The organism is Kitasatospora sp. NRRL B-11411 (assembly GCF_000721345.1).
GTDB classification, from domain to species: Bacteria; Actinomycetota; Actinomycetes; order Streptomycetales; family Streptomycetaceae; genus Kitasatospora; species Kitasatospora cineracea.
Map to the genome: position 1 here is coordinate 17,545 of NZ_JOGH01000023.1, position 18,850 is coordinate 36,394.

Below are 18,850 nucleotides of genomic sequence, written 5' to 3' on the forward strand. Positions count from 1 at the left end.
TCGACGGCCTTGCCCGCCCCCAACCCTATGCCCTGCGGGCGCGCCCGCAGGGGCGCACCGCGAGAGGTCGACGGGACGTCACTTCCGGGCCGACTGGAGGTCGAGCGCGCGCAGCACGCGGTCCGCCACCTCGGGGTCGGCGCCGGCCTCGCCGCGGGCCACCAGCACCTCCCGGCGGGAGGCGGCGATCATCTCCTGCTCGACGGCGAAGGCCTGCCGCCACTGCTTGCCGCGGCGCTTGGCCTCCAGCGCCTCCTCCTCCTCGTACTTCTCCGGGCAGAGCCGGGCGAGGCGGTCGTGCTGGCGCTCGCGCAGCCGCTCGGTGATCTCCGGCGGGAGCTGGTCCTCCTCCTCCAGTTCGGCGAGCCGGTGCAGCCCGGCCTTGGCGGCGCGCCACCACAGTTCCCGGACGGCCCGCTCGTGCTCGTCGTGGGCGTCGTCCAGGCCGAGCAGCTTGACCACGTAGGGCAGCGTCAGGCCCTGGACCACCAGGGTGAACAGCACCACGCTGAACGCGATGAAGACGATCTCGCTGCGGGCCGGGAACGCCAGCCCGTCGTGCAGCGCGAGCGGGATGCCGAGCGCCAGCGCGACGGTGGCCACCCCGCGCATGCCGGACCACCACAGCACGACGGTCTCCCGCCAGCTGATCGGGGTGTCCTCCTCGCCGTGGGTGACCCGCCGGGAGATCCAGGCGGCGGGCAGCAGCCACAGCAGGCGCAGCAGCACGACCACGCCGATCACGATCGCGGTGTCGCCGATCATGGTGTGCCAGGTGTCCTTGACGTCCTGCAGGACGGTGGACAGCTCCAGGCCGATCAGGCCGAACGCGACGCCGGTGATCAGGGTCTCGACGATCTCCCAGAACGCGTTGCCGACCAGCCGGTAGGAGACCTCGTCGGCGTCGGAGGCCCGGTCGGCGAGGTAGAGCGCGCAGACCACCACGGCCAGCACGCCGGAGCCGTGCGCCTCCTCGGCCAGCGTGTAGGCGGCGAACGGGACGAGCAGGTTGAGCGCGACCTGCTGGGTCGGGTCGTCCAGGAACCCGGCGATCTTCGCGTTCAGCCAGCCGAGCCCGATGCCGACGGCGACCGCGACGACGGCGGAGAGCAGGAAGCGCTCGACCGCCCGGCCCACCGACAGGTCGCCGTCGACCACGGCCTCGACGGCCAGCGAGTAGATGACGATCGCGGTGACGTCGTTGAACAGGCCCTCGCTCTCCAGCACCGCGGTCAGCCGGCGCGGCAGCCCGACCTCGCCGGCCACCGCGACGGCGGCGACCGGGTCCGGCGGGGAGACCAGCGCGCCCAGCGCGACCGCAGCGGCCAGCGGCGCGGCGGGCACCAGCCAGCTGAACACCCCGGCCACCGCGGTGGTGGTGACCACCACCAGGGCGACGGCCAGCAGCAGGATCGAGCGGATGTTGGCCTTGAAGTACCGCACCGAGGAGCGCCGGGCCACCGCGAAGATCAGCGGCGGCAGCACCAGCGGCAGGATGAACTCCGGATTGACCTGCACGTTGGGGATCTGCGGGACGACCGCGAAGACCAGGCCCACCATGGTCATCAGCACCGGCTGCGGGATCCTGCTCCGGCGGGCCAGCGGCATCGTGACCACCGAGGCGAGCAGCACCAGGAAGAGCAGGGTCAGCTGGCCCACGGTGGTTCCTCTCGGCAGGTGCGGGGTGCGCCGGCTTCAGCATACGTCCGGGTCCGGGCCGGGCCGATTGTGTGTTTCGGGCGCTGACCAGGTAATGTTCTCTCCGTCAGCAGGCGCCGCTAGCTCAGTTGGTTAGAGCAGCTGACTCTTAATCAGCGGGTCCGGGGTTCGAGTCCCTGGCGGCGCACCGACAGCACGAAGGCCTCCCTCCGGGGAGGCCTTCTGCGTTCGCCGGTCCGCTGTTCGCCGATCCGCTCACGCCTGGTGCAGTTCGTTGACGCACAGCACGTTGCCGTCGGGGTCCTTGAACCAGGCGGCCCGCATGCCGTCGGCCTCGGCGACCCCGTCGAGGGTCTTCAGCCCGGGCTGGTCGTACTCCTCGAACACCACGCCGCGGCCGCGCAGTTCGGCCATCTCGGTGTCCAGGTCGGCGACCTTCCAGCTGGCCAGGGTGTGGCCGGCCTGCCCGCCGTACGGGGTCTCGTACATCCCGAACTCGGTGCTGCCGCAACGGAAGACCACCTCTTCGGCGCCTTCCCGGGCGAGCGTGAGCCCGAGCGTGTCGTGGTAGTAGCGCTTGGCCCGTTCGAGGTCGGTCACGGGGATCACCGCGAACAGGGGCGCGTCTGCCAGCATCGCCATCACCTCCTTCCTCCCCAGGCTAGGCGCGCCCTCCGCCCCGGTCGACCAGCGGCGGTCCGGCCGGAGGACGGCCGGAGCCGGCCGCCCTCCGAGGGGCGGCCGGCTCCGTCAGTGCCGTGCCGGGTCTCAGCCGAAGTAGCTGTGGAAGTTCTTCGAGAACTCGTTGCCGTTGTAGCTGTCCCAGTTGATCGACCAGGTCATCAGGCCGCGCAGGTTCGGCTGCTTGCCGGCCCGCGGGGTGTAGGAGCCGCAGCTGGTGCCCTTGGTGAGGCAGTCCAGCGCCTGGTTGACCACGGCCGGGGCGACGTAGCCGTTGCCGGCGTAGGTGTTGGCGGGCATGCCGATGGCGACCTGCGAGGGCTTGAGCGCCGGGAACACGTTGTTGGTGTTACCGGCCACCGGGAAGCCGCTGAGCAGCATGTCGGTCATGGCGATGTGGAAGTCCGCGCCGCCCATGTTGTGGTACTGGTTGTCGAGGCCCATGATCGAGCCCGAGTTGTAGTCCTGGACGTGCAGCAGCGTCAGGTCGTCGCGCAGGGCGTAGATGACCGGCAGGAAGGCGCCGGCCCGCGGGTCCTGGCCGCCCCAGGGGCCCGAACCGTAGTACTGGTAGCCGAGCTGGACGAAGAAGGTCTCCGGCGCCATGGTGAGCTGGAACTTCGCGCCGTACTTGGCCTTGAGGGTCTTGACCGCGGAGATCAGGTTGGTGATCACCGGGGTGGTGGGGTTCTTGAAGTCGTTGTCGCCGGTGTTGAGCGACAGCGAGTGGCCCTCGAAGTCGATGTCGAGGCCGTCCAGGCCCCACTTGTCGATGATCGCGGAGACCGAGTTGACGAAGTTGTCGCGGGCGGCGGTGGTGGTGAGCTGCACCTCGCCGTTCTGGCCGCCGATCGACAGCAGGACCTTCTTGCCCTTGGCCTGCTTGGCGGCGATGGCCGCCTTGAAGTCGGCGTCGGACTCGACGCCGGGGCACTCGGTGACCGGGCAGCGGTTGAAGTGGATGGTGCCGCCGGTGATGGAGTCCGGCTCGCCGAAGGCCAGGTCGATGATGTCCCAGCTGTCGGGGACGTCGGACATCTTCATGTACCCGGCGCCGTTGGCGAAGCTGGCGTGCAGGTAGCCGACCAGGGCGTGGCCGCCCGCGGGCGGCGGGCTGGTGGGCGGCACCGAGGTGGACGGGCTGCTCGACGGGCTGGCCGAGGTCGACGGCGAGGCGCTGGTCGACGGGCTGCTGCTGGCCGAGGCCGAGGCGGACGGGCTGGGGCTGGCCGGCGTGGAGGGGCTCGCGCTGGCGGAGGGCGAGGCGGGCGCGCCGGGGCCGTCCAGCGAGACGTCGTCCGCGTAGTAGGTGCCCTGCCCGTACCAGCCGTGGGTGAACACGGTGGCGGAGGTCTGGGTCGCGGAGGTGGTGAAGCTGACCGAGAGCTTCTGGTAGCCGCCGCCGGTGCTCGGCGTCCAGGTCGAGGCGCCGCCGTCCACGCCGAGGTAGACGTAGGCGCCGTTGACGTACGCGCTGAGCGTGTACGTGGTGCTGGGGGCGACCGCGACGGTCTGGGCGCACTGCGCGGTGTCGGACGCGGAGGCCGCGCCCGCGAGCGCGTAGGTGCCGCCGTGGGCGTGGCCGGTGACCACCGAGCCGGTCGAGCCGCTACAGGTCCAGGGGCTCAGTGCATTGGTCTCGAAACCGCCGTTGACCAGGAATTCTCCGGCCGAGGCCGACCCGGCCAGGCCGAAGCTGAGCGCGACGGCGCCGGTGGCCGCCACCGCCCAGGCCGTTCCGGCGGCGAGCAGCCGCTTCCTGCGGGGAGTGTGCATGTGGGGATGCTCCTGCCTCTGTGTGGGGGACGCCCTCCTCCGTCCGCCGGGCTGTGGGGTTCCCGACCGGGGCGTGCCGCCGCACCGGCACCCACCCAGGGAGTTGGACTAGACCACTGAAGCGGCTGCGGCCGTCCCCTGTCAATGGACCGGCGGACCCGGTTCACTGACCCCGCGTCAGCCGCCCCGGCGGCCCTCCGGCGGCCCGCCCGGACCGACCGCGTTTGCGGGCCCCGGCCGCCGATCGAACCATGGAGGGGTGTCCGGATACCTGCGGTACCCCCATGTGCGCGGTGGGCTGCTCGCCTTCACCGCGGAGGACGACGTCTGGGTCGCGCCGCTGGCGGCGGACGGGACGGTGGGCCGGGCCTGGCGGGTGAGCGCGGACCGGACCAGGGTCAGCCACCCCCGGCTGTCGCCGGACGGCGCGGTGCTGGCCTGGACGAGCTGGTCGGCGCTGGTGCCGGAGGTGTTCACCGCGCCGGTGGACGGCGGGGCGGCGGTGCGGCTGACGTACTGGGGCAGCCAGGACACCCGGGTGCGCGGCTGGCTGCCGAACGGCGAGGTGCTGGCGGTGACCTCGTACCACGAGCCGTTCGCGCACTACGCCTGGGCGTGGGAGCTGTCGCCGGACGGCGCGCCGGGGCGGCGGATGCCGTGGGGGCCGGTCGCGGACGCCCAGGTCGGCGAGGGGCACACGGTGCTGCTGACCGACGCGGCGCCGCACGAGCCCGCGTTCTGGAAGCGCTACCGGGGCGGCGCGACCGGCCGGCTCTGGGTCGACCACGACCTGCTGCTGCCCGGCCTGCCCGGGCACCTGGCCTCGCCGATGCCGGTGGCCGCCGCCGACGGCACCCGGATCGCGTTCCTCTCCGACCACGAGGGCGTCGGCAACCTGTACTCGGTCCGCCCGGACGGCACCGGCCTGCGCCGGCACACCGACCACGCCTCGTACTACGCCCGGGAGGCCGCCACCGACGGCGTCCGGGTGGTCTACCAGCACGCCGGGGACGTCTGGCTGCTGGACTCGCTGGACGCCCCCGCCCCGCGCCGGCTGGAGGTGCCGCTGGGCGGGGCGCGGGCCGGGCGGCGGCCGTACCAGGTCAGCGCCGCCAACAACGTCAAGGACCTGGCCTGCGACGCCACCGGCCGGGCCGGGGTGATCAACGTCCGCGGCTCGCTGTACTGGCTGACCCACCGCGACGGCCCGGCCCGGGTGCTGGCCGACACCCCGGGCGTGCGCTGCCGGCTGCCGCTGGTGCTCGGCTACGGCAACCAGGCGGCCTGGGTGACCGACGCGGACGGCGAGGACGCGATCGAGCTGGCGGCGCTGCCGGGCAAGGACGCCGCCGACGAGCACCCCCCGCACCGGCGGATCGCCGGCGGCCGGATCGGCCGGGTCCAGGAGCTGGCCGCCGCCCCCGACGGCGGGCGCCTCGCGGTGGCCTGCTCGGACGGGCGGCTGCTGCTGGTGGACACCGCGGACGGCGCGGTCGCCGAGGTCGCCGCGTCCCGGTTCGGGCCGGTCTCCAGCCCGTCGTTCTCCCCCGACTCGCAGTGGCTGGCCTGGTCGGAGCCGGTCGCGGGCCGCTCGCTGCGGGCGATCCGGCTGGCCCGCACCGACCGGCCCGAGCACAAGGTCGCCGTCACCGGCGGCCGGTTCGAGGACGAGCACCCGGTGTTCACCCGGGACGGCCGCTTCCTGGTGTTCCTGTCCTGGCGCGGCTTCGACCCGGTGCACGACGTGCACACCGGCGACCTGTCCTTCCCGCTCGGCTGCCGCCCCTACCTGGTCCCGCTGGCCGCCGGCACCCCGTCCCCGTTCGCCTCGCCCGCCGAGGGCCGCCCGCCGGTCGGCCTGGACCCGGAGGAGGCCACCGGCGACGGCACCGTGCGGGTCGACGAGGAGGGGCTGGGCAAGCGGCTCGTCCCGTTCCCGGTGATCGCCTCCAAGTACTCGGCGACGGCGGCGGTCCGCGGCGGCGTGGTGTGGCTGCGCTGGCCGATCTCCGGCGCGCTCGGCCAGACCTTCGCCAACCCCGAGGACACCTCCGGCCGCCCCGCCCTGGAGCACTTCGACCTGGCCCGGGGCCGCCGCACCACCCTGGTCGAGCAGTTGGACGGCTTCGCGGTCTCCGCGGACGGCTCGGCCGTCTCGGTGTTCTCGGCCGGCGCGCTCAAGCTGTACCCGCTGGCCGCGCCCACCGCCCCCGTCCCGGTCGACCTGCGCCGGATCACCCACACCGTGCACCCGGCCGCCGAGTGGCGGCAGTCCTACGCCGAGGCGGCCCGGATCGTCGCCGACCAGTTCTGGGACGCCGGGATGTGCGGCCTCGACTGGCCCGCGCTCACCGACCAGTACGCCCCGCTGCTGGAACGGATCGCCTCCCCCGACGACTTCGCCGACCTGCTGCGCGAACTCCTCGGCGAACTGGGCACCTCGCACGCCTACGTCACCCCGTCCCGGCGCGGCGAGGGCCCGGCCATCGCCCAGCAGCCGCTCGGCCTGCTCGGCGCCAACGCGCACCGCGACGTCGACGGCCGCTGGCTGGTCGACCGGATCCTGCCCGGCGAGTCCTCCGACCCCAAGGCCCGCGCCCCGCTGGCCGGTTACGGCCTGCACGACGGCGACGAACTGCTCGCGGTGGACGGCCGCCCGCCCGACCCGGTGCGCGGCCCGACCCCGCTGCTGGCCGGGACGGGCGGCAGCACCGTCGAACTGACCGTCCGCCACGACGGGCGGACCCGGCGGATCGCGGTCACCCCGCTCACCGACGAGCGGCCGATCCGCTACCAGGACTGGGTGGCCAGGCGGCGGCACCTGGTCCGGGAGTTCAGCGACGGCCTGTGCGGCTACCTGCACATCCCGGACCTCGGCGGCTCCGGCTGGGCCCAGTTCAACCGCGACCTGCGCTCCGAACTCGCCCGCCCCGCCCTGGTCCTGGACGTCCGCGGCAACGCCGGCGGCAACGTCTCCGAACTCGTCCTGGAGAAGCTCCACCGCCGGGTCCTGGCCTGGGACTTCACCCGCGGCCGGCAGCCCGTCCGCTGGCCCCGGGACGCCCCGCGCGGCCCGGTCGTCGCCCTCGCCGACCACGCCACCAGCTCCGACGGCGACGTCATCATCACCGCCATCAAGGCACTCGCCCTCGGCCCGGTGGTCGGCACCCGCACCTGGGGCGGCGTGGTCGGCATGACCGGGCGGCACGCGCTCGGCGACGGCACCCAGATCTCCGTGCCGAAGAACGCCAGCTGGTTCACCGGCGGCATCGGCTTCTCGGTCGAGAACCGGGGCGTCGACCCCGACATCGAGGTCGTCCGCACCCCCCACGACTGGGCCCGCGGCGAGCACACCGACCTCGCCGCCGCCGTCGACCTCGCCCTCACCCTGCTCAGCGCGACCCCCGCCGCCGCGGCCCTGAACGCCGTACGGCCGACCCCTCGGAAGGGGCCGGCCGTAGGGAGGTGGCGGAAGGTCAGCGGGTGCGGCGGCGCAGGGTGTAGAGGACGGCGCCGCCCGCGGCGATCAGCAGGGCCGCGGCGGCGGCCAGCAGGCCGGTGTTGCTGCCGCCGCCGGTGGAGGCGAGTTCGGCGGAGGCGGCCGCGGGGGCCGGGGTGGCGGCGGTCGCGGTCGGGGTCGCCGAGGCGGCGGGCGCCTTCGTCGGGGTCGCGGTCGGCGTCGGAGTGGCCGCCTTGGTCGGGGTCGCGGTGGGCGCCTTGGTGGGCTCGGCGGCCCGGGGCACGCCCGGCAGCTGGAGGAAGGAGTCTGCCGTGACCGACGTGCCGTCCGCCCAGGCGCTCGCCCCGACCCTGATCTCCTTGACCTTCTCCGCCACCGGGGTGGAGGTGGTGATCCGCAGGTCGAAGGAGGCCGACTGCCCGTTCGCCAGCGGCACGTCCAGCGCCGCGGAGTCGACCCAGGCCGACGGGTCGCAGCCGGGCCGGGTGGGCAGGGCGACGCTGCTGCCCCCGTGCTCCCAGAACACCTTGGCGTTGTCGCCGTTCATCACGCCGAGCTGGGTGAAGAAGATCGGCAGCAGCGTCACGTGCCGGTAGTCGGCGCCGGTCCGGTTGGTCTCGGTGACCCGCACCCGGTACGTCGTCACGTCGCCCTGGACGGTCGGCTTCGCGTCGCCGGTGACCTCGAGCGCCACCGTGCCGCTGTGCGCGGGGCCGCCCTGGACCGGGGTCTCGCCCGGCAGCACGGCCGTCCCGTGGGCACACGGGGGGAGGGCCGCTGCGCCGTCCGCCCACGCGGTGCCGCCGGCCACGGCGGTGGCGGCGAGGACCAGCGCCGCGGCGGCGGCGACCTTCGTCGCAGCGGCGGCGGACGACACGGACCGGCGGGTGTTCATGGGTTTCCCCCCAAGGGATACGGGTGCTGCGACTGGTGTGGGTTGCGCGCTCCGCGGGCCGGTTTCCCTCTCGGCCCGCTCCCCCGCGCAGAAGGAATACTTCCAGCCCGACATCCGTGTGACGTATGCCTACTGTCACCGCCGTGTCACAGCGCGCGGAGCGCCGGCGCCCGGTGACGGGGCCGGCGCTCCGGGGGTGTCGCGCGGGTCAGCTCCAGGGGTCGCCCTCGGCGGTCATGTTCTCGGCGGCCTCGCGGTCCTCGCGCTCCTGCCGGATCCGGCGTTCGGCGTCGTCGCGGGCCCGTTCGACCCGGTCCCCGAAGGCGTCGGCGGCCTCGTCGTGGGCGAGGGCGGCCCGTTCGGGCGAGTCGGCGGGGGGCTGGGCCGCCGCCTTGTGGCGGAACCTGTCGAAGATGCCCATGTCTCCTCCTCGGGTGGGCGGTCCCCCCTTGCCACGGTACGCCGGTGGGACGGACCCGGTCGGGCCCGTCCCACGCGGTCGGCAGGTCAGGAGGACTCGCCCTCCTGCTGCTGCTGGTCGTCCGCGGACTCCTGGCCGCCGGGCATCATGCCCTCGGCCTGCTCGCGGGCCTTCTGCTCGGTCTCCTCGGCCTTGGAACCGTGGTCGCCGAGCGCCGACTTGGCCTGGTCGGCGAGGTCCTTCGCCTTGTCCTTGAACTGGTCGCTCAGGCCCATGTCTCCTCCTCGGGGTTTCGCGGACATCGGGCTCCGTCCACCCTCGCACCGGCCCCGGGAGGCCGCACCCGGACCGGGGCGTCCGGGTGCGGCGGCCCCGCCCCGGGCGTCAGCCGGAGATCGAGGGGGCGCCGGTCTCCAGGTGGCCGGTGAAGCGCTGCGACCAACTGGCGTCGCCGCTGACCGTCACGGTGAAGTCGTACCAGCCGTTGGTGTAGGCGACGGCGTTGAAGTAGTCGCGGGTGCTCGCCCCGGCCGCGACCTGGTACGTCCACGGGCCGTCGGAGCGGTAGGCGTTGGAGGTGACGGTGAAGGTCACCGCCGTGCTGCCGGTGTTGGCGAGTTCGAACCAGAGGGCGAGCTTGCCGGTGTCCGGGGCGGGGGCGTACGTGGCGGTGGCGGCGGCGTTCTTGCCGGCGGCGGTGGCGTCGCCGGTGAAGCGGCGCAGGAAGCGGTTGGGGCCGACCACCGTCAGGTCGTACTTGCCCGCGCCGTAGCCGGTGCCGCAGTTGAAGAAGTCGCTGGTCGAGCCGGCCGGGTCGACGGTGTACGGCCACGGGCCGCCGGAGCGGTAGGCGTTGGCGTACGCGGCGAAGTGGCTGCTCGCGCTGCCCTGGTTGGACATCGCGATCCAGACCTTGATCACGCCGCCGGAGCCGAACTCCAGGCGGTCCAGGTTGGCCACCGGCTGGTAGGGCAGCGCGCGGGCCGGGCGGGTGCCCGGCTCCTGCACCGGCAGCTGGTTGTTCACCGGGGCCGGGTTGGGCAGCGGGCCGCAGGCGGCCAGGCCGATGGTCTGCGAGGTGTCCGGCAGCGCGGGCATCCCGTACACCGGGTGGGCGAAGTCGAACATGCCGGTCAGGTCGCCGGTGACCTTCCGCCGCCAGGCCGAGATGTTCGGGCAGGTCGCGGGCTTGCCGAGGGCGGCGGTCCACTTCTCCAGGAAGCGCAGCACCGAGGTGTGGTCGGAGGTCTCCGAGGAGACCCAGCCGCCGCGGCTCCACGGCGAGACGGCGATCATCGGGACGCGGAAGCCGAGGCCGATGTTGGTGCCGTTGTAGAACTCGCCCGCCGTGCCGGACGGGGCGACCGGCGGCGGGACGTGGTCGAAGAAGCCGTCGTTCTCGTCGTAGTTGAGGAACAGGATCGTGGAGTCGAACACGGCCGGGTCGGCGTTCAGCGCGTCCAGCACGTTGTGCACGAAGTGCGCGCCGTCGGCCGGGGTGGCGTACGGGTGCTCCGAGGACGCCTGGTCCGGCACGATCCAGGACACCTGGGGCAGGGTGCCGGCCAGCACGTCCGCCCTGATCGCGGCGACGATGTCGTCCGGGGTCTTCCCGGTCGCCTTCGGGACCGAGCCCATGCCCTTGACGGCGAGCGCGCTGCCGGCGGGGGCGGAGGAGAAGGCGGTGAAGTAGGCGAGCGCGTTGTCGCCGTAGTTGTCGGCGGCGTTCTGGTAGACCTTCCAGCTGACGCCGGCCGCCTCCAGGGCCTCCGCGTACGTCTGCCACTTCAGGCCCGACTCGTCGCCGCCGTCGTACGCGGGGCCGCCGGCCGTGCCGGCCGGGTCGATCTGGCCGGACCAGTGGTAGGTGCGGTTGGGGCCGGTCGCGGAGAGCACCGAGCAGTGGTAGGCGTCGTTGACCGTCCAGTTGTCGGCCAGCGCGTAGTGGAACGGGATGTCGGCCCGGGTCAGGTAGCCGAGGGTGCGCACGTTGCCCTTGGCGGACACCCAGGAGTCCAACTTCCCGCCGTTCCACGCCTTGTGCTGGTCGCTCCAGCCGTGCGCGAGGTCCCCGTTGCACTGGGCCAGGCGCTCCGGGTCCGCGCCGCCGGCCGGCTTGGTCGCGGAGAACTGCCACGGGTACTGGCGGCCGAGCAGGTTCGGCTGGTTGAAGACGCCGTAGCCGCCGGACAGTTGGATCGTCGCCCGGTCGGCGAAGCCGCGCACGCCCTTCAGCATGCCGAAGTAGTGGTCGAAACTGCGGTTCTCCTGCATCAGGACCACGATGTGCCGGGCGTCCGCGAGGGTGCCGGTGGCCCCCGCCGCGGCCCCCGCCGCGGCCGCCGCCGCGGGTGCCGCCCCGGCTCCCGCCGCGGTCCCGGCGACCGCCGCCCCGGCCGCCGCACTCGCCGACAACGCGATGAACTTCCTACGACTCAGCTCTGCCACTTCGACCCGCCCGTCCCCTCGGCTGCTGGTGTTGTCCAGACACCTTCGTGTCGAACGCCGAGCATCCTCACGCAGGACGGGCCCTCGGGTCACCGGCCGGGACGAAGGTTTGGCGGACTGTTCACCGACGGCCGCAACGGCGGACAGGAGGTGAACAGCCGGGGGGAAATCCTCGACGGACGGCTCGCGGCGGCCGGGTTCAGTCCTGCACCGCGATGCCCAGGGCGTGGGCGAACTGCGGGGCGAGGTCGAGCAGTTGGGTGGTCGAGATGACGGCGCCGCGCAGGCCGAGGTGGCCGTCGGGCAGGCCGAGGCGGGCGGCGGTGCGCAGGTCGGTGTTCTTCAGGCTCGCGCCGCGCAGGCGGACCTCGTCCAGGGTGCTGCCGGGGAAGGAGACGTCCGTCAGCTTGGCCTCGGCGAGGTCGACGTCCCGCAGCAGGCAGTCCTCGAAGACCACGTCGCGCAGCACCGCGCCGCGCAGGTTGACCGCCTCCAGCTTGCACTGGCGGAACACCGTGCGGCGGACGGCCGAGCCGTACCCGGAGATGCCCGCCAGCACGGTGGAGTCGACCTCGGCGTCCTGCCACTCGCTCTCCGCCAGGTCGACCCCGACCAGCCGGCCGCCCTGCACCCACACCTCGTTGAACCCGGCCCGGCGCAGCTTCGCCTCCTCGATCCGCACCCCGGTGAACGCGCACTCCAGGAAGTGCGTGCCGCCGAACTGCCCGGTCAGCGCGAGGCCGTCGAAGTGCACCGTGTCGTACCGGGCGTCGGGGCGCAGCGGCCCGGTGTGGCGCTGCAGCAGGTGGGCGTAGGGGAGGTCTTCGAGGCGCACGGTCAGCTCCGTTTCGCGGACAGGATCAGGCCAGTGGCGACGGCCAGCGCCACCAGGAGCCCGGCGATCAGCACCGCGGACTCCCCCGCCAGCGTCGCAGCCAGCACCGACAGCGCGGCCAGCGGCAGGATCGCCTGGGCGGCGCCGCGCTTGTGGTGGCGGGAGTGCAGGGCCCAGACGGTGACCAGGAACAGCGCGGTGGGGACGGTCACGGCGGCGCTCGCGGCCCGGGCCGAGAGGTGCGCGGTGCCCACCGCGTGCCCGGCGGCGACCTCCAGGCCGGCGCCGACCGCGGCGGCCGAGGCGAAGACCAGGTAGTGGCCGTAGCCCCAGGGCAGCGCCTGCCGGTTGTCGCGCAGGTGGTCGTGGCTGTCGTCGGCGAAGTAGATCCACCAGGCGCCGAAGCAGATCAGCAGGCCGCCGGCCGCGATCGGCAGCAGTTCGGCGACCGCCCGGTGCTCGTCCAGCGCGGCCTGGACCGCGACGGTGGCGGCGGCGACCGTCTCGCCCAGCACGATGATGGTGAACAGGCCGTAGCGCTCCACGATGTGGTGCCGGTGCCAGGGCGTCTGGTTGTCCTTCTCGGCCCAGACCGGGACGGCGAGTTCGACCAGCACGCCGAGCGGGAACAGCGGGCCCTGGGTGCCGTGCGGGAGGAACAGCAGGACCACCCAGAACACCTGGACGACCGAGATCCCCACCGCGTAGCGCAGCGCGCAGGTGCGGGCCGGGCCGCTCTCGCCGCGGGCCGCGCGCAGCCACTGGGTGACCATGGCCAGGCGCATCAGCACGTAGCCGGCCACGCCGAGCACCAGGTCCTGGTCCTCGAAGATCCGCGGGACGCCCGCCGCGAGCACCAGCACGCCGGTGATCTGCACCAGGGTGGTGAGCCGGTAGGGCACGTCGTCGACGTCGTACGCGGAGGCGAACCAGGTGAAGTTCATCCAGGCCCACCACACCGCGAAGAAGGCCATCGCGTAGCCGGTGAGGGCGGCGGCGTAGTGGCCCTCGGCCAGGGCGTGGGCGAGTTCCCGGCCGGCCTGGGCGATGGCGACCACGAAGCACAGGTCGAAGAACAGCTCGAGCGGGGTGGAGACCCGGTGCGACTCGCGCCGGTCGCGGGCCCGCATCCGGCGGACCGGCCGGTAGGGGTCGGGGGCGGTGCTCATGGTTCTGCCTTCGCAGCGGGCCGCGCGGGCAGGGGGCGGGCGCGGCAGGGGAGTTGGACACCGGAGATCCTGGCAGCCCGGCGTGCGCGGCGCACGCACCGGGCGCGGCACGCCGGTTGACCGATTTCCACCCGATCTGACTACTCGTCACCCGGAGTTGACGCCGCAGTGCGCGATCCGAGTGACAGCGCGGTCCATTTCGGCGCGTGTTGCGTTGATTGTCCCGTCTGTCCGAATTCGACCGATAGATTCCTCTGCGGATGGACGGCCGACGAGGGCGCTTCGCGGGCAACGCGGAAGGTCAAGGACGAGGGTGGAGCACGGGGCCGGTCCCCGCGCTCCGCAGGACCCGAACTCCTCGTGATCACCGCGCTGCCCGACAGCGCCGCCCGCCGTCCGGCAGGGGTGCGTCCGGCGGCCGGTCGGGCTAGTTCGGGTCGCTGGGGGGCGAGGGCGGGCGATGTGATGGCCGTATGCGCACAATCGGGCACCGAGGGGATGTGGGGGCGGCGTGAACTGGGTCGATGTGATGATCATGGTGGGCACGCTGGCGGGGACCGCGGCGGGGATGCTGCTGGTGCAGAAGTACGCGTCGGTGCCGGCGCGGGAGAACTGCAACGACGTGGCGGGGTTCATCTTCGCGGCGGTCGGGGCGTTCTACGCGGTGCTGGTGGCGTTCGTGGTGATCGTGGTGTGGGAGAACTCGTCGACGGCGAAGGCGACCACCTTCGACGAGGCGGACGAGCTGGCGGGGGTGTACTGGATGTCCCGGCAGATGCCGCTGCCCGCGGGGGCCGAGCTGGAGGGGCTGACGCTCAGCTACGCGCACGCGGTGGTGGACACCGAGTGGCGGCAGATGAACGACCACCACAGCGACCCGGCGGCGACGGCGCTGATGTACCGGATCCGGGAGTCCGCGCTCTCCTTCGACCCGCAGGGGGACCAGCAGTCGGCGATCTACCAGAACGTGATCCAGCACGTGGACGGGCTGGCCAGCAAGCGCCGGGCCCGGCTGAACCTGATCGCGGACTGCGTGCCGCCGCTGCTGTGGGCGGCGCTGATCGCCGGCGCGGTGGTCACCATCGCCTTCACCTTCCTGTTCGGCCTCTCCAACACCTGGGCGCACCTGGCGATGGTGCTCAGCCTGGCCGGGCTGATCGCGCTGTCGCTGATCGCCATCAAGGAGATGAACTACCCGTTCGACGGGGCGAACGCGGTGAAGCCGACCGCGTTCGAGGTGTTCCTGAGCCGGCTGCCGCCACCGCGCTGAGCACGCTCGGTGAGCGGGGTGTCACGATTTCGGCGGGCGGCCCGGGGCGTGTAGTGTTCTCCGGGTCAGCAGGCGCCGCTAGCTCAGTTGGTTAGAGCAGCTGACTCTTAATCAGCGGGTCCGGGGTTCGAGTCCCTGGCGGCGCACCGACAGCACGAGAGCCTCCCTCCGGGGAGGCTCTCGGCGCTTCCGGGCCGCTCGGCGTTTCCGGGCCCGGTCCGGCTCGCCCGGGAACCGGGTTTCACCGCAGGTCGGGGAGCGTGTAGTGTTCTCCACGTCAGCACGCGCCGCTAGCTCAGTTGGTTAGAGCAGCTGACTCTTAATCAGCGGGTCCGGGGTTCGAGTCCCTGGCGGCGCACCGACAGCACGAAGGCCCCTCGCTCTCAGCGAGGGGCCTTCGGCGTTTTCCGGCCGTTCCCGCCATGTCCCTTGCGCGGCGCGCTCGTTGAGAAGGGGGAGGATGTGAAGCTAAGGGGGATTTAAAGATCGTCTTAGGAGAAATGGGACATAGGTCCCTAACATCTGACAAGTCGATCAGTCAGGCTGGCGAGGTTCACGCCGTCGCCCGAGCGAGCAGCCCGTCCGGGGCCTGCGGGAAGGTCTCCGTTGCCTCGAAAGCCTCGTGAGCGCAAGAAGCGGACCGGCTGGCGCCGGCTGATACCCACCTGGCGGATCACCCTGCTGGGCCTGGCGGCGTCGGTGCTGCTGGGGGTCGGACTGTTCGCCCTGGTGAAGGTGCCGGACGCGCACGCGGCCGCCACCGCCCAGTCCAACACCTGGCTGTACGCGGACGGCTCGGTGCTGGCCCGCACCGGCCAGACCAACCGGCAGAACGTCTCGCTGGACAAGGTCTCCCCCGAGGCGCAGCACGCCGCGCTGGCCGCCGAGGACCGCAACTTCTACTCGGAGGGCGCGGTCAACCTCAAGGGCATGGCCCGGGCCGCGTTCAACACCGCGTCCGGCGGCTCCACCCAGGGCGGCTCGACGATCACCCAGCAGTACGTGAAGAACGCGTACCTGAACCAGAAGCAGACCGTCAGCCGCAAGGTGAAGGAGGTGTTCATCGCCATCAAGGTGGACGCCACCCAGAGCAAGGACGAGATCCTCTCCTCCTACCTGAACACCTCGTACTACGGGCGCGGCGCGTACGGCATCCAGGCCGCCGCGCAGGCGTACTTCGGGGTGGACGCGAGCCGGCTGACCGCCGCCCAGGGCGCCTACCTGGCGACGCTGCTGAACGCGCCGAGCGCCTTCGACGTCTCCTCGGCCAGCGAGGCCGGCAAGCAGAAGGCGACGGCGCGCTGGAACTACGTGCTGGACGGCATGGTGGCGAAGAAGTGGCTGGGCGCCGAGGAGCGGCAGCACACCGCGTTCCCGGAGGTGCTGGCCCCGAAGTCGGCGCCGGGCCTGTCCGGGCAGGCGGGCTACCTGGTGGCCGCGGCCACCTCGTACCTGACCGACCACGGCATCGTCTCGGACGCCCAGCTCGCCCAGGGCGGGTACACCATCACGCTGACCGTCGACCCGAAGAAGCAGCAGCAGCTGCAGGACGCGGTGCAGACCCAGCTGACCGACAACCTCAAGCCGGACAGCCGGAAGGTCGACGCGGCGGCCCAGGCCGGCGCGGTCTCGGTGGACCCGAAGAGCGGGCAGGTGCTGGCGCTGTACGGCGGCGCGGACGCCACCAAGCACTGGATCGACAACGCCACCCGCACCGACTACCAGGCGGGCTCCACCTTCAAGGCGATCGCGCTGGCGGCCGCCCTGGACTCCGGGGCGCGCACCCAGTCCGGCGAGCGGATCACCGCCGACACCGTGTACGACGGCACCAACCGGCGGCCGGTGCGCGGCGCGAAGGGCACCCCGTACGCGCCGCCGAACGAGGGCGAGCACTCGTACGGGCAGATCTCGCTGCAGCAGGCCACCGACTGGTCGGTGAACTCGGTGTTCGCGCAGCTCGCGCAGGACACCGGGCTGGAGAGGGTCCGCGCCACCGCGGTGGCGCTCGGCCTGCCCGCCGACACGCCGGGCCTCAGTGCCGTCCCGTCGATCCCGCTGGGCGCGGCCACCCCGAGCGCGCTGGAGCTGGCGGGGGTGTACGCCACCCTGGACAACGACGGGCAGCAGATCACCCCGTGGCTGGTGAAGGGCCTGGAGGCGGGCGGCGAGCAGGTCGTGCTGCCCGAGCACAAGACCGCCCAGGCGATCTCCAAGGACGCGGCCCGGGCCACCACCTCGATCCTGCAGGGCGTCGTCGACGACCAGGGCGGCACCGGCTACCGGGCCGCCGCGCTGAACCGCCCGGTGGCGGGCAAGACCGGCACCACCGATGACTCCAGGTCGGTCTGGTTCGCCGGGTACACCCCCGAACTGGTGACCGTGGTCGGCCTGTTCGGGCAGGAGCCGGGCACCGGCAAGCAGGTCAGCCTGGACGGCGTGGGCGGCACCGGCAGCGCGGCGGGCGGCAAGTACCCGGCGCAGATCTGGACGGCGTACATGAAGTCCGCGCTGGCCGGGCAGCCGGTCACCGACTTCGCCGGGCCGACCCGGGCCCCGGCCGCGAGCGCGCCCTCCGGCACGCCGAGCGGCTCCGCCTCGCCGAGCCAGAGCCCGTCCGCGGCGGACAGCGCGAGCAGCACGCCCTCGCCGTCCGCGGGTGACGACCGGCCCTCGGCCTCGCCGTCGGCCCGTCCCAGCGGCGGCAGCGGGGCGAGCCCGGACGGCGGCGAGAACGGCCTCCGGCCGACCCGTTCGCCCTCGGCCCGGCCGAGCGGCGGGGCCGGTCGCAGCCCGTCCGCCAGCACCGCGCCGGGGCTGGGCGGGGCCGGCGGGCTGCTCGGCGATCAGTACCAACCGGCGGGGTAACACCTTACGGCGGAGGGGTCCGGGCTGGCAGAATGCGGCGATGCACAGCAGCTCGGACCCCTCCGCCGTTCCCGTCGACGCCCCTCCCCCGCCCGTCCCGGCCACGGCTGCGGCCGCGGCCCCGCGTCCGGGTCCGGGTCCGGGTCCGACCCGGCGGGCGGCCCGGCGGGCGGCTCCGCTGGGGCTGGGGCTGGCGCTGGTGTCGGCGGTCGCGTTCGGCGGGTCGGGGACGGCGGCCAAGCCGCTGATCGAGGCCGGGCTGTCCTCCGCGCACACCGTGTGGCTGCGGGTGACCGGGGCGGCGCTGGTGCTGCTGCCGGTGGCGTGGCGGCACCGGGACGCGGTGCTGCGGCGGCCCGGGGTGCTGCTCGGCTTCGGCCTGCTGGCCGTCGCGGGCGTGCAGGCCTGCTACTTCGCGGCGATCTCGCGGATCCCGGTGGGCGTCGCGCTGCTGATCGAGTACCTGGGACCGCCGCTGCTGATCGCCTACGTCCGGCTGGTGCAGCGGCGGCCGGTCTCCCGGCGGGCGACGGCCGGGGCAGGCGTCGCGGTGGCGGGGCTGGCCTGCGTGGTCGAGGTGTGGAACGGGCTGTCCTTCGACGCGCTGGGCGTGCTGTTCGCGCTCGGCGCGGCCTGCTGCCAGGTCGGCTACTTCGTGCTCGCCGACGCCGGCCGGCAGGGCGAGCGCCCGGTCGACCCGCTGGCGGTCTCCGCGTACGGCCTGCTGATCGGCGCCGTGCTGCTGACCGCGTTCACCCTGCCCTGGGACGCCGACTGGTCGCTGCTGGGGCGCTCGGTGGCGATGAACGGCCACCAGGTGCCCGCGCTCCTGCCGGCGCTGTGGATGGTGCTGGTGGCCACCGTGCTGGCCTACCTGACCGGGGTGGCCTCGGTGCAGCACCTCTCCCCGCCGGTCGCGGGCGTGGTCGCCAACCTGGAGGCGGTGGTGGCCACCGTGCTCGCCTGGATCCTGCTCGGCGAGCACCTCGGCACCCCGCAACTGGCGGGCGGCGCACTCGTCCTGGCAGGCGCGTTCGCCGCCCAGTCGGCGGCCCGGAGCTGAGGCGCCCTCAGACCGGCAGGGTCTCGCGGTGGGCGGCGAGGGCGGGGGCGGTGGTGGTGGCGACGAACTCGGTGATCCGGTAGGCGGCGATCCCGGCCGGGACGAACGGGTCGGTGGCGGCGAGGGCCTCGACGGCGGGGCGGTCGGGGGCGACGGCCAGGATGATGCCGCCGTCGCGCGGGACCTTGCGGCCGGAGGCCAGGAAGGTCCCGTTCGCGTAGTGCTGCTCCAGCCAGGAGAGGTGGGCGGGCAGCAGGGCGTCGACGCGCTCCAGCGGGGCGGTGTAGGTCAGCTCGAGGATGAACACC

At 73.4% G+C, this 18,850-nt stretch carries 13 protein-coding genes, 3 tRNA genes and 1 pseudogene; 7 read left to right on the plus strand and 10 right to left on the minus strand.

Going from position 1 to position 18,850, the window contains the following annotated elements; all coding sequences use genetic code 11:
• Nucleotides 1-78: 78 nt before the first annotated feature.
• Entirely contained in the window at nt 79-1,659 is a 1,581-nt protein-coding gene (locus IH44_RS0113835; protein ID WP_030459818.1) for a Na+/H+ antiporter, read from the minus strand.
• 113 nt (nt 1,660-1,772) lie between these two features.
• Here IH44_RS0113835 and IH44_RS0113840 point away from each other — a divergent pair.
• Nucleotides 1,773-1,846 (plus strand) — tRNA-Lys (locus tag IH44_RS0113840).
• Between the two features lie 68 nt (nt 1,847-1,914).
• Here IH44_RS0113840 and IH44_RS0113845 read toward each other — a convergent pair.
• Complete coding sequence (locus IH44_RS0113845) at nt 1,915-2,301, minus strand: VOC family protein (RefSeq protein WP_051816873.1); 387 nt, start codon at nt 2,299-2,301, stop codon at nt 1,915-1,917.
• Between the two features lie 126 nt (nt 2,302-2,427).
• Nucleotides 2,428-4,116 carry a chitinase gene (locus IH44_RS0113850; protein ID WP_030459820.1) on the minus strand — a complete coding sequence of 563 codons (1,689 nt, stop codon included), beginning with the start codon at nt 4,114-4,116 and terminating at the stop codon, nt 2,428-2,430.
• A 259-nt stretch (nt 4,117-4,375) separates the two neighbouring features.
• Here IH44_RS0113850 and IH44_RS0113855 point away from each other — a divergent pair.
• Nucleotides 4,376-7,570 (plus strand): annotated as a pseudogene (locus IH44_RS0113855) (S41 family peptidase); the annotation flags it as partial.
• A 22-nt stretch (nt 7,571-7,592) separates the two neighbouring features.
• On the opposite strand, the gene IH44_RS49395 reads toward IH44_RS0113855, so the two are convergent.
• The 6 genes from IH44_RS49395 to IH44_RS0113885 all read right to left on the minus strand — a co-directional run bounded on the left by IH44_RS49395 (nt 7,593) and on the right by IH44_RS0113885 (nt 13,344).
• A complete protein-coding gene (locus tag IH44_RS49395; RefSeq protein ID WP_157852310.1) occupies nt 7,593-8,471 on the minus strand; it encodes an LAETG motif-containing sortase-dependent surface protein in 879 nt (292 codons plus the stop codon).
• 208 nt (nt 8,472-8,679) lie between these two features.
• Complete coding sequence (locus IH44_RS0113865; RefSeq protein WP_030459823.1) at nt 8,680-8,892, minus strand: hypothetical protein; 213 nt, start codon at nt 8,890-8,892, stop codon at nt 8,680-8,682.
• An 86-nt stretch (nt 8,893-8,978) separates the two neighbouring features.
• The gene (locus tag IH44_RS0113870) at nt 8,979-9,167 is read right to left on the minus strand and encodes a hypothetical protein (RefSeq protein WP_030459824.1); all 189 of its coding nucleotides are present in this window, start codon (nt 9,165-9,167) and stop codon (nt 8,979-8,981) included.
• A gap of 109 nt (nt 9,168-9,276) precedes the next feature.
• Complete coding sequence (locus tag IH44_RS0113875) at nt 9,277-11,340, minus strand: phosphocholine-specific phospholipase C (RefSeq protein ID WP_030459825.1); 2,064 nt, start codon at nt 11,338-11,340, stop codon at nt 9,277-9,279.
• Between the two features lie 199 nt (nt 11,341-11,539).
• Nucleotides 11,540-12,175, minus strand: a complete 636-nt coding sequence (locus IH44_RS0113880; RefSeq protein WP_232794938.1) for a pentapeptide repeat-containing protein — start codon at nt 12,173-12,175, stop codon at nt 11,540-11,542.
• Between the two features lie 2 nt (nt 12,176-12,177).
• Nucleotides 12,178-13,344 (minus strand): low temperature requirement protein A, encoded by a 1,167-nt coding sequence (locus IH44_RS0113885; protein WP_051816874.1) that lies wholly within the window; start codon nt 13,342-13,344, stop codon nt 12,178-12,180.
• A gap of 511 nt (nt 13,345-13,855) precedes the next feature.
• On the opposite strand from IH44_RS0113885, the gene IH44_RS0113890 reads away from it, so the two are divergent.
• The 5 genes from IH44_RS0113890 to IH44_RS0113910 all read left to right on the plus strand — a co-directional run bounded on the left by IH44_RS0113890 (nt 13,856) and on the right by IH44_RS0113910 (nt 18,542).
• Nucleotides 13,856-14,614 (plus strand): DUF4239 domain-containing protein, encoded by a 759-nt coding sequence (locus tag IH44_RS0113890; protein ID WP_232794939.1) that lies wholly within the window; start codon nt 13,856-13,858, stop codon nt 14,612-14,614.
• A gap of 72 nt (nt 14,615-14,686) precedes the next feature.
• Nucleotides 14,687-14,760 (plus strand) — tRNA-Lys (locus IH44_RS0113895).
• Between the two features lie 138 nt (nt 14,761-14,898).
• Nucleotides 14,899-14,972: transfer RNA gene (locus IH44_RS0113900), tRNA-Lys, on the plus strand.
• Between the two features lie 248 nt (nt 14,973-15,220).
• Nucleotides 15,221-17,479: a transglycosylase domain-containing protein gene (locus IH44_RS0113905; protein ID WP_063759606.1), complete on the plus strand. Its 2,259-nt coding sequence runs from the start codon at nt 15,221-15,223 to the stop codon at nt 17,477-17,479.
• Nucleotides 17,480-17,519: 40 nt separating this feature from the next.
• Nucleotides 17,520-18,542, plus strand: a complete 1,023-nt coding sequence (locus IH44_RS0113910; protein WP_030459830.1) for a DMT family transporter — start codon at nt 17,520-17,522, stop codon at nt 18,540-18,542.
• A gap of 7 nt (nt 18,543-18,549) precedes the next feature.
• On the opposite strand, the gene IH44_RS0113915 is transcribed toward IH44_RS0113910, so the two are convergent.
• Nucleotides 18,550-18,849 (minus strand): YciI family protein, encoded by a 300-nt coding sequence (locus IH44_RS0113915; RefSeq protein WP_030459831.1) that lies wholly within the window; start codon nt 18,847-18,849, stop codon nt 18,550-18,552.
• Between the last annotated feature and the right edge of the window lies 1 nt (nt 18,850).

Coding starts and splice junctions, on each gene's coding strand:
- IH44_RS0113845 (WP_051816873.1), bottom strand. CDS start 2,301: ATGGCGATGCTGGCAGACGCGCCCCTGTTCGCGGTGATCCCCGTGACC.
- IH44_RS0113850 (WP_030459820.1), bottom strand. CDS start 4,116: ATGCACACTCCCCGCAGGAAGCGGCTGCTCGCCGCCGGAACGGCCTGG.
- IH44_RS49395 (WP_157852310.1), bottom strand. CDS start 8,471: ATGAACACCCGCCGGTCCGTGTCGTCCGCCGCCGCTGCGACGAAGGTC.
- IH44_RS0113865 (WP_030459823.1), bottom strand. CDS start 8,892: ATGGGCATCTTCGACAGGTTCCGCCACAAGGCGGCGGCCCAGCCCCCC.
- IH44_RS0113870 (WP_030459824.1), bottom strand. CDS start 9,167: ATGGGCCTGAGCGACCAGTTCAAGGACAAGGCGAAGGACCTCGCCGAC.
- IH44_RS0113885 (WP_051816874.1), bottom strand. CDS start 13,344: ATGAGCACCGCCCCCGACCCCTACCGGCCGGTCCGCCGGATGCGGGCC.
- IH44_RS0113910 (WP_030459830.1), top strand. CDS start 17,520: ATGCACAGCAGCTCGGACCCCTCCGCCGTTCCCGTCGACGCCCCTCCC.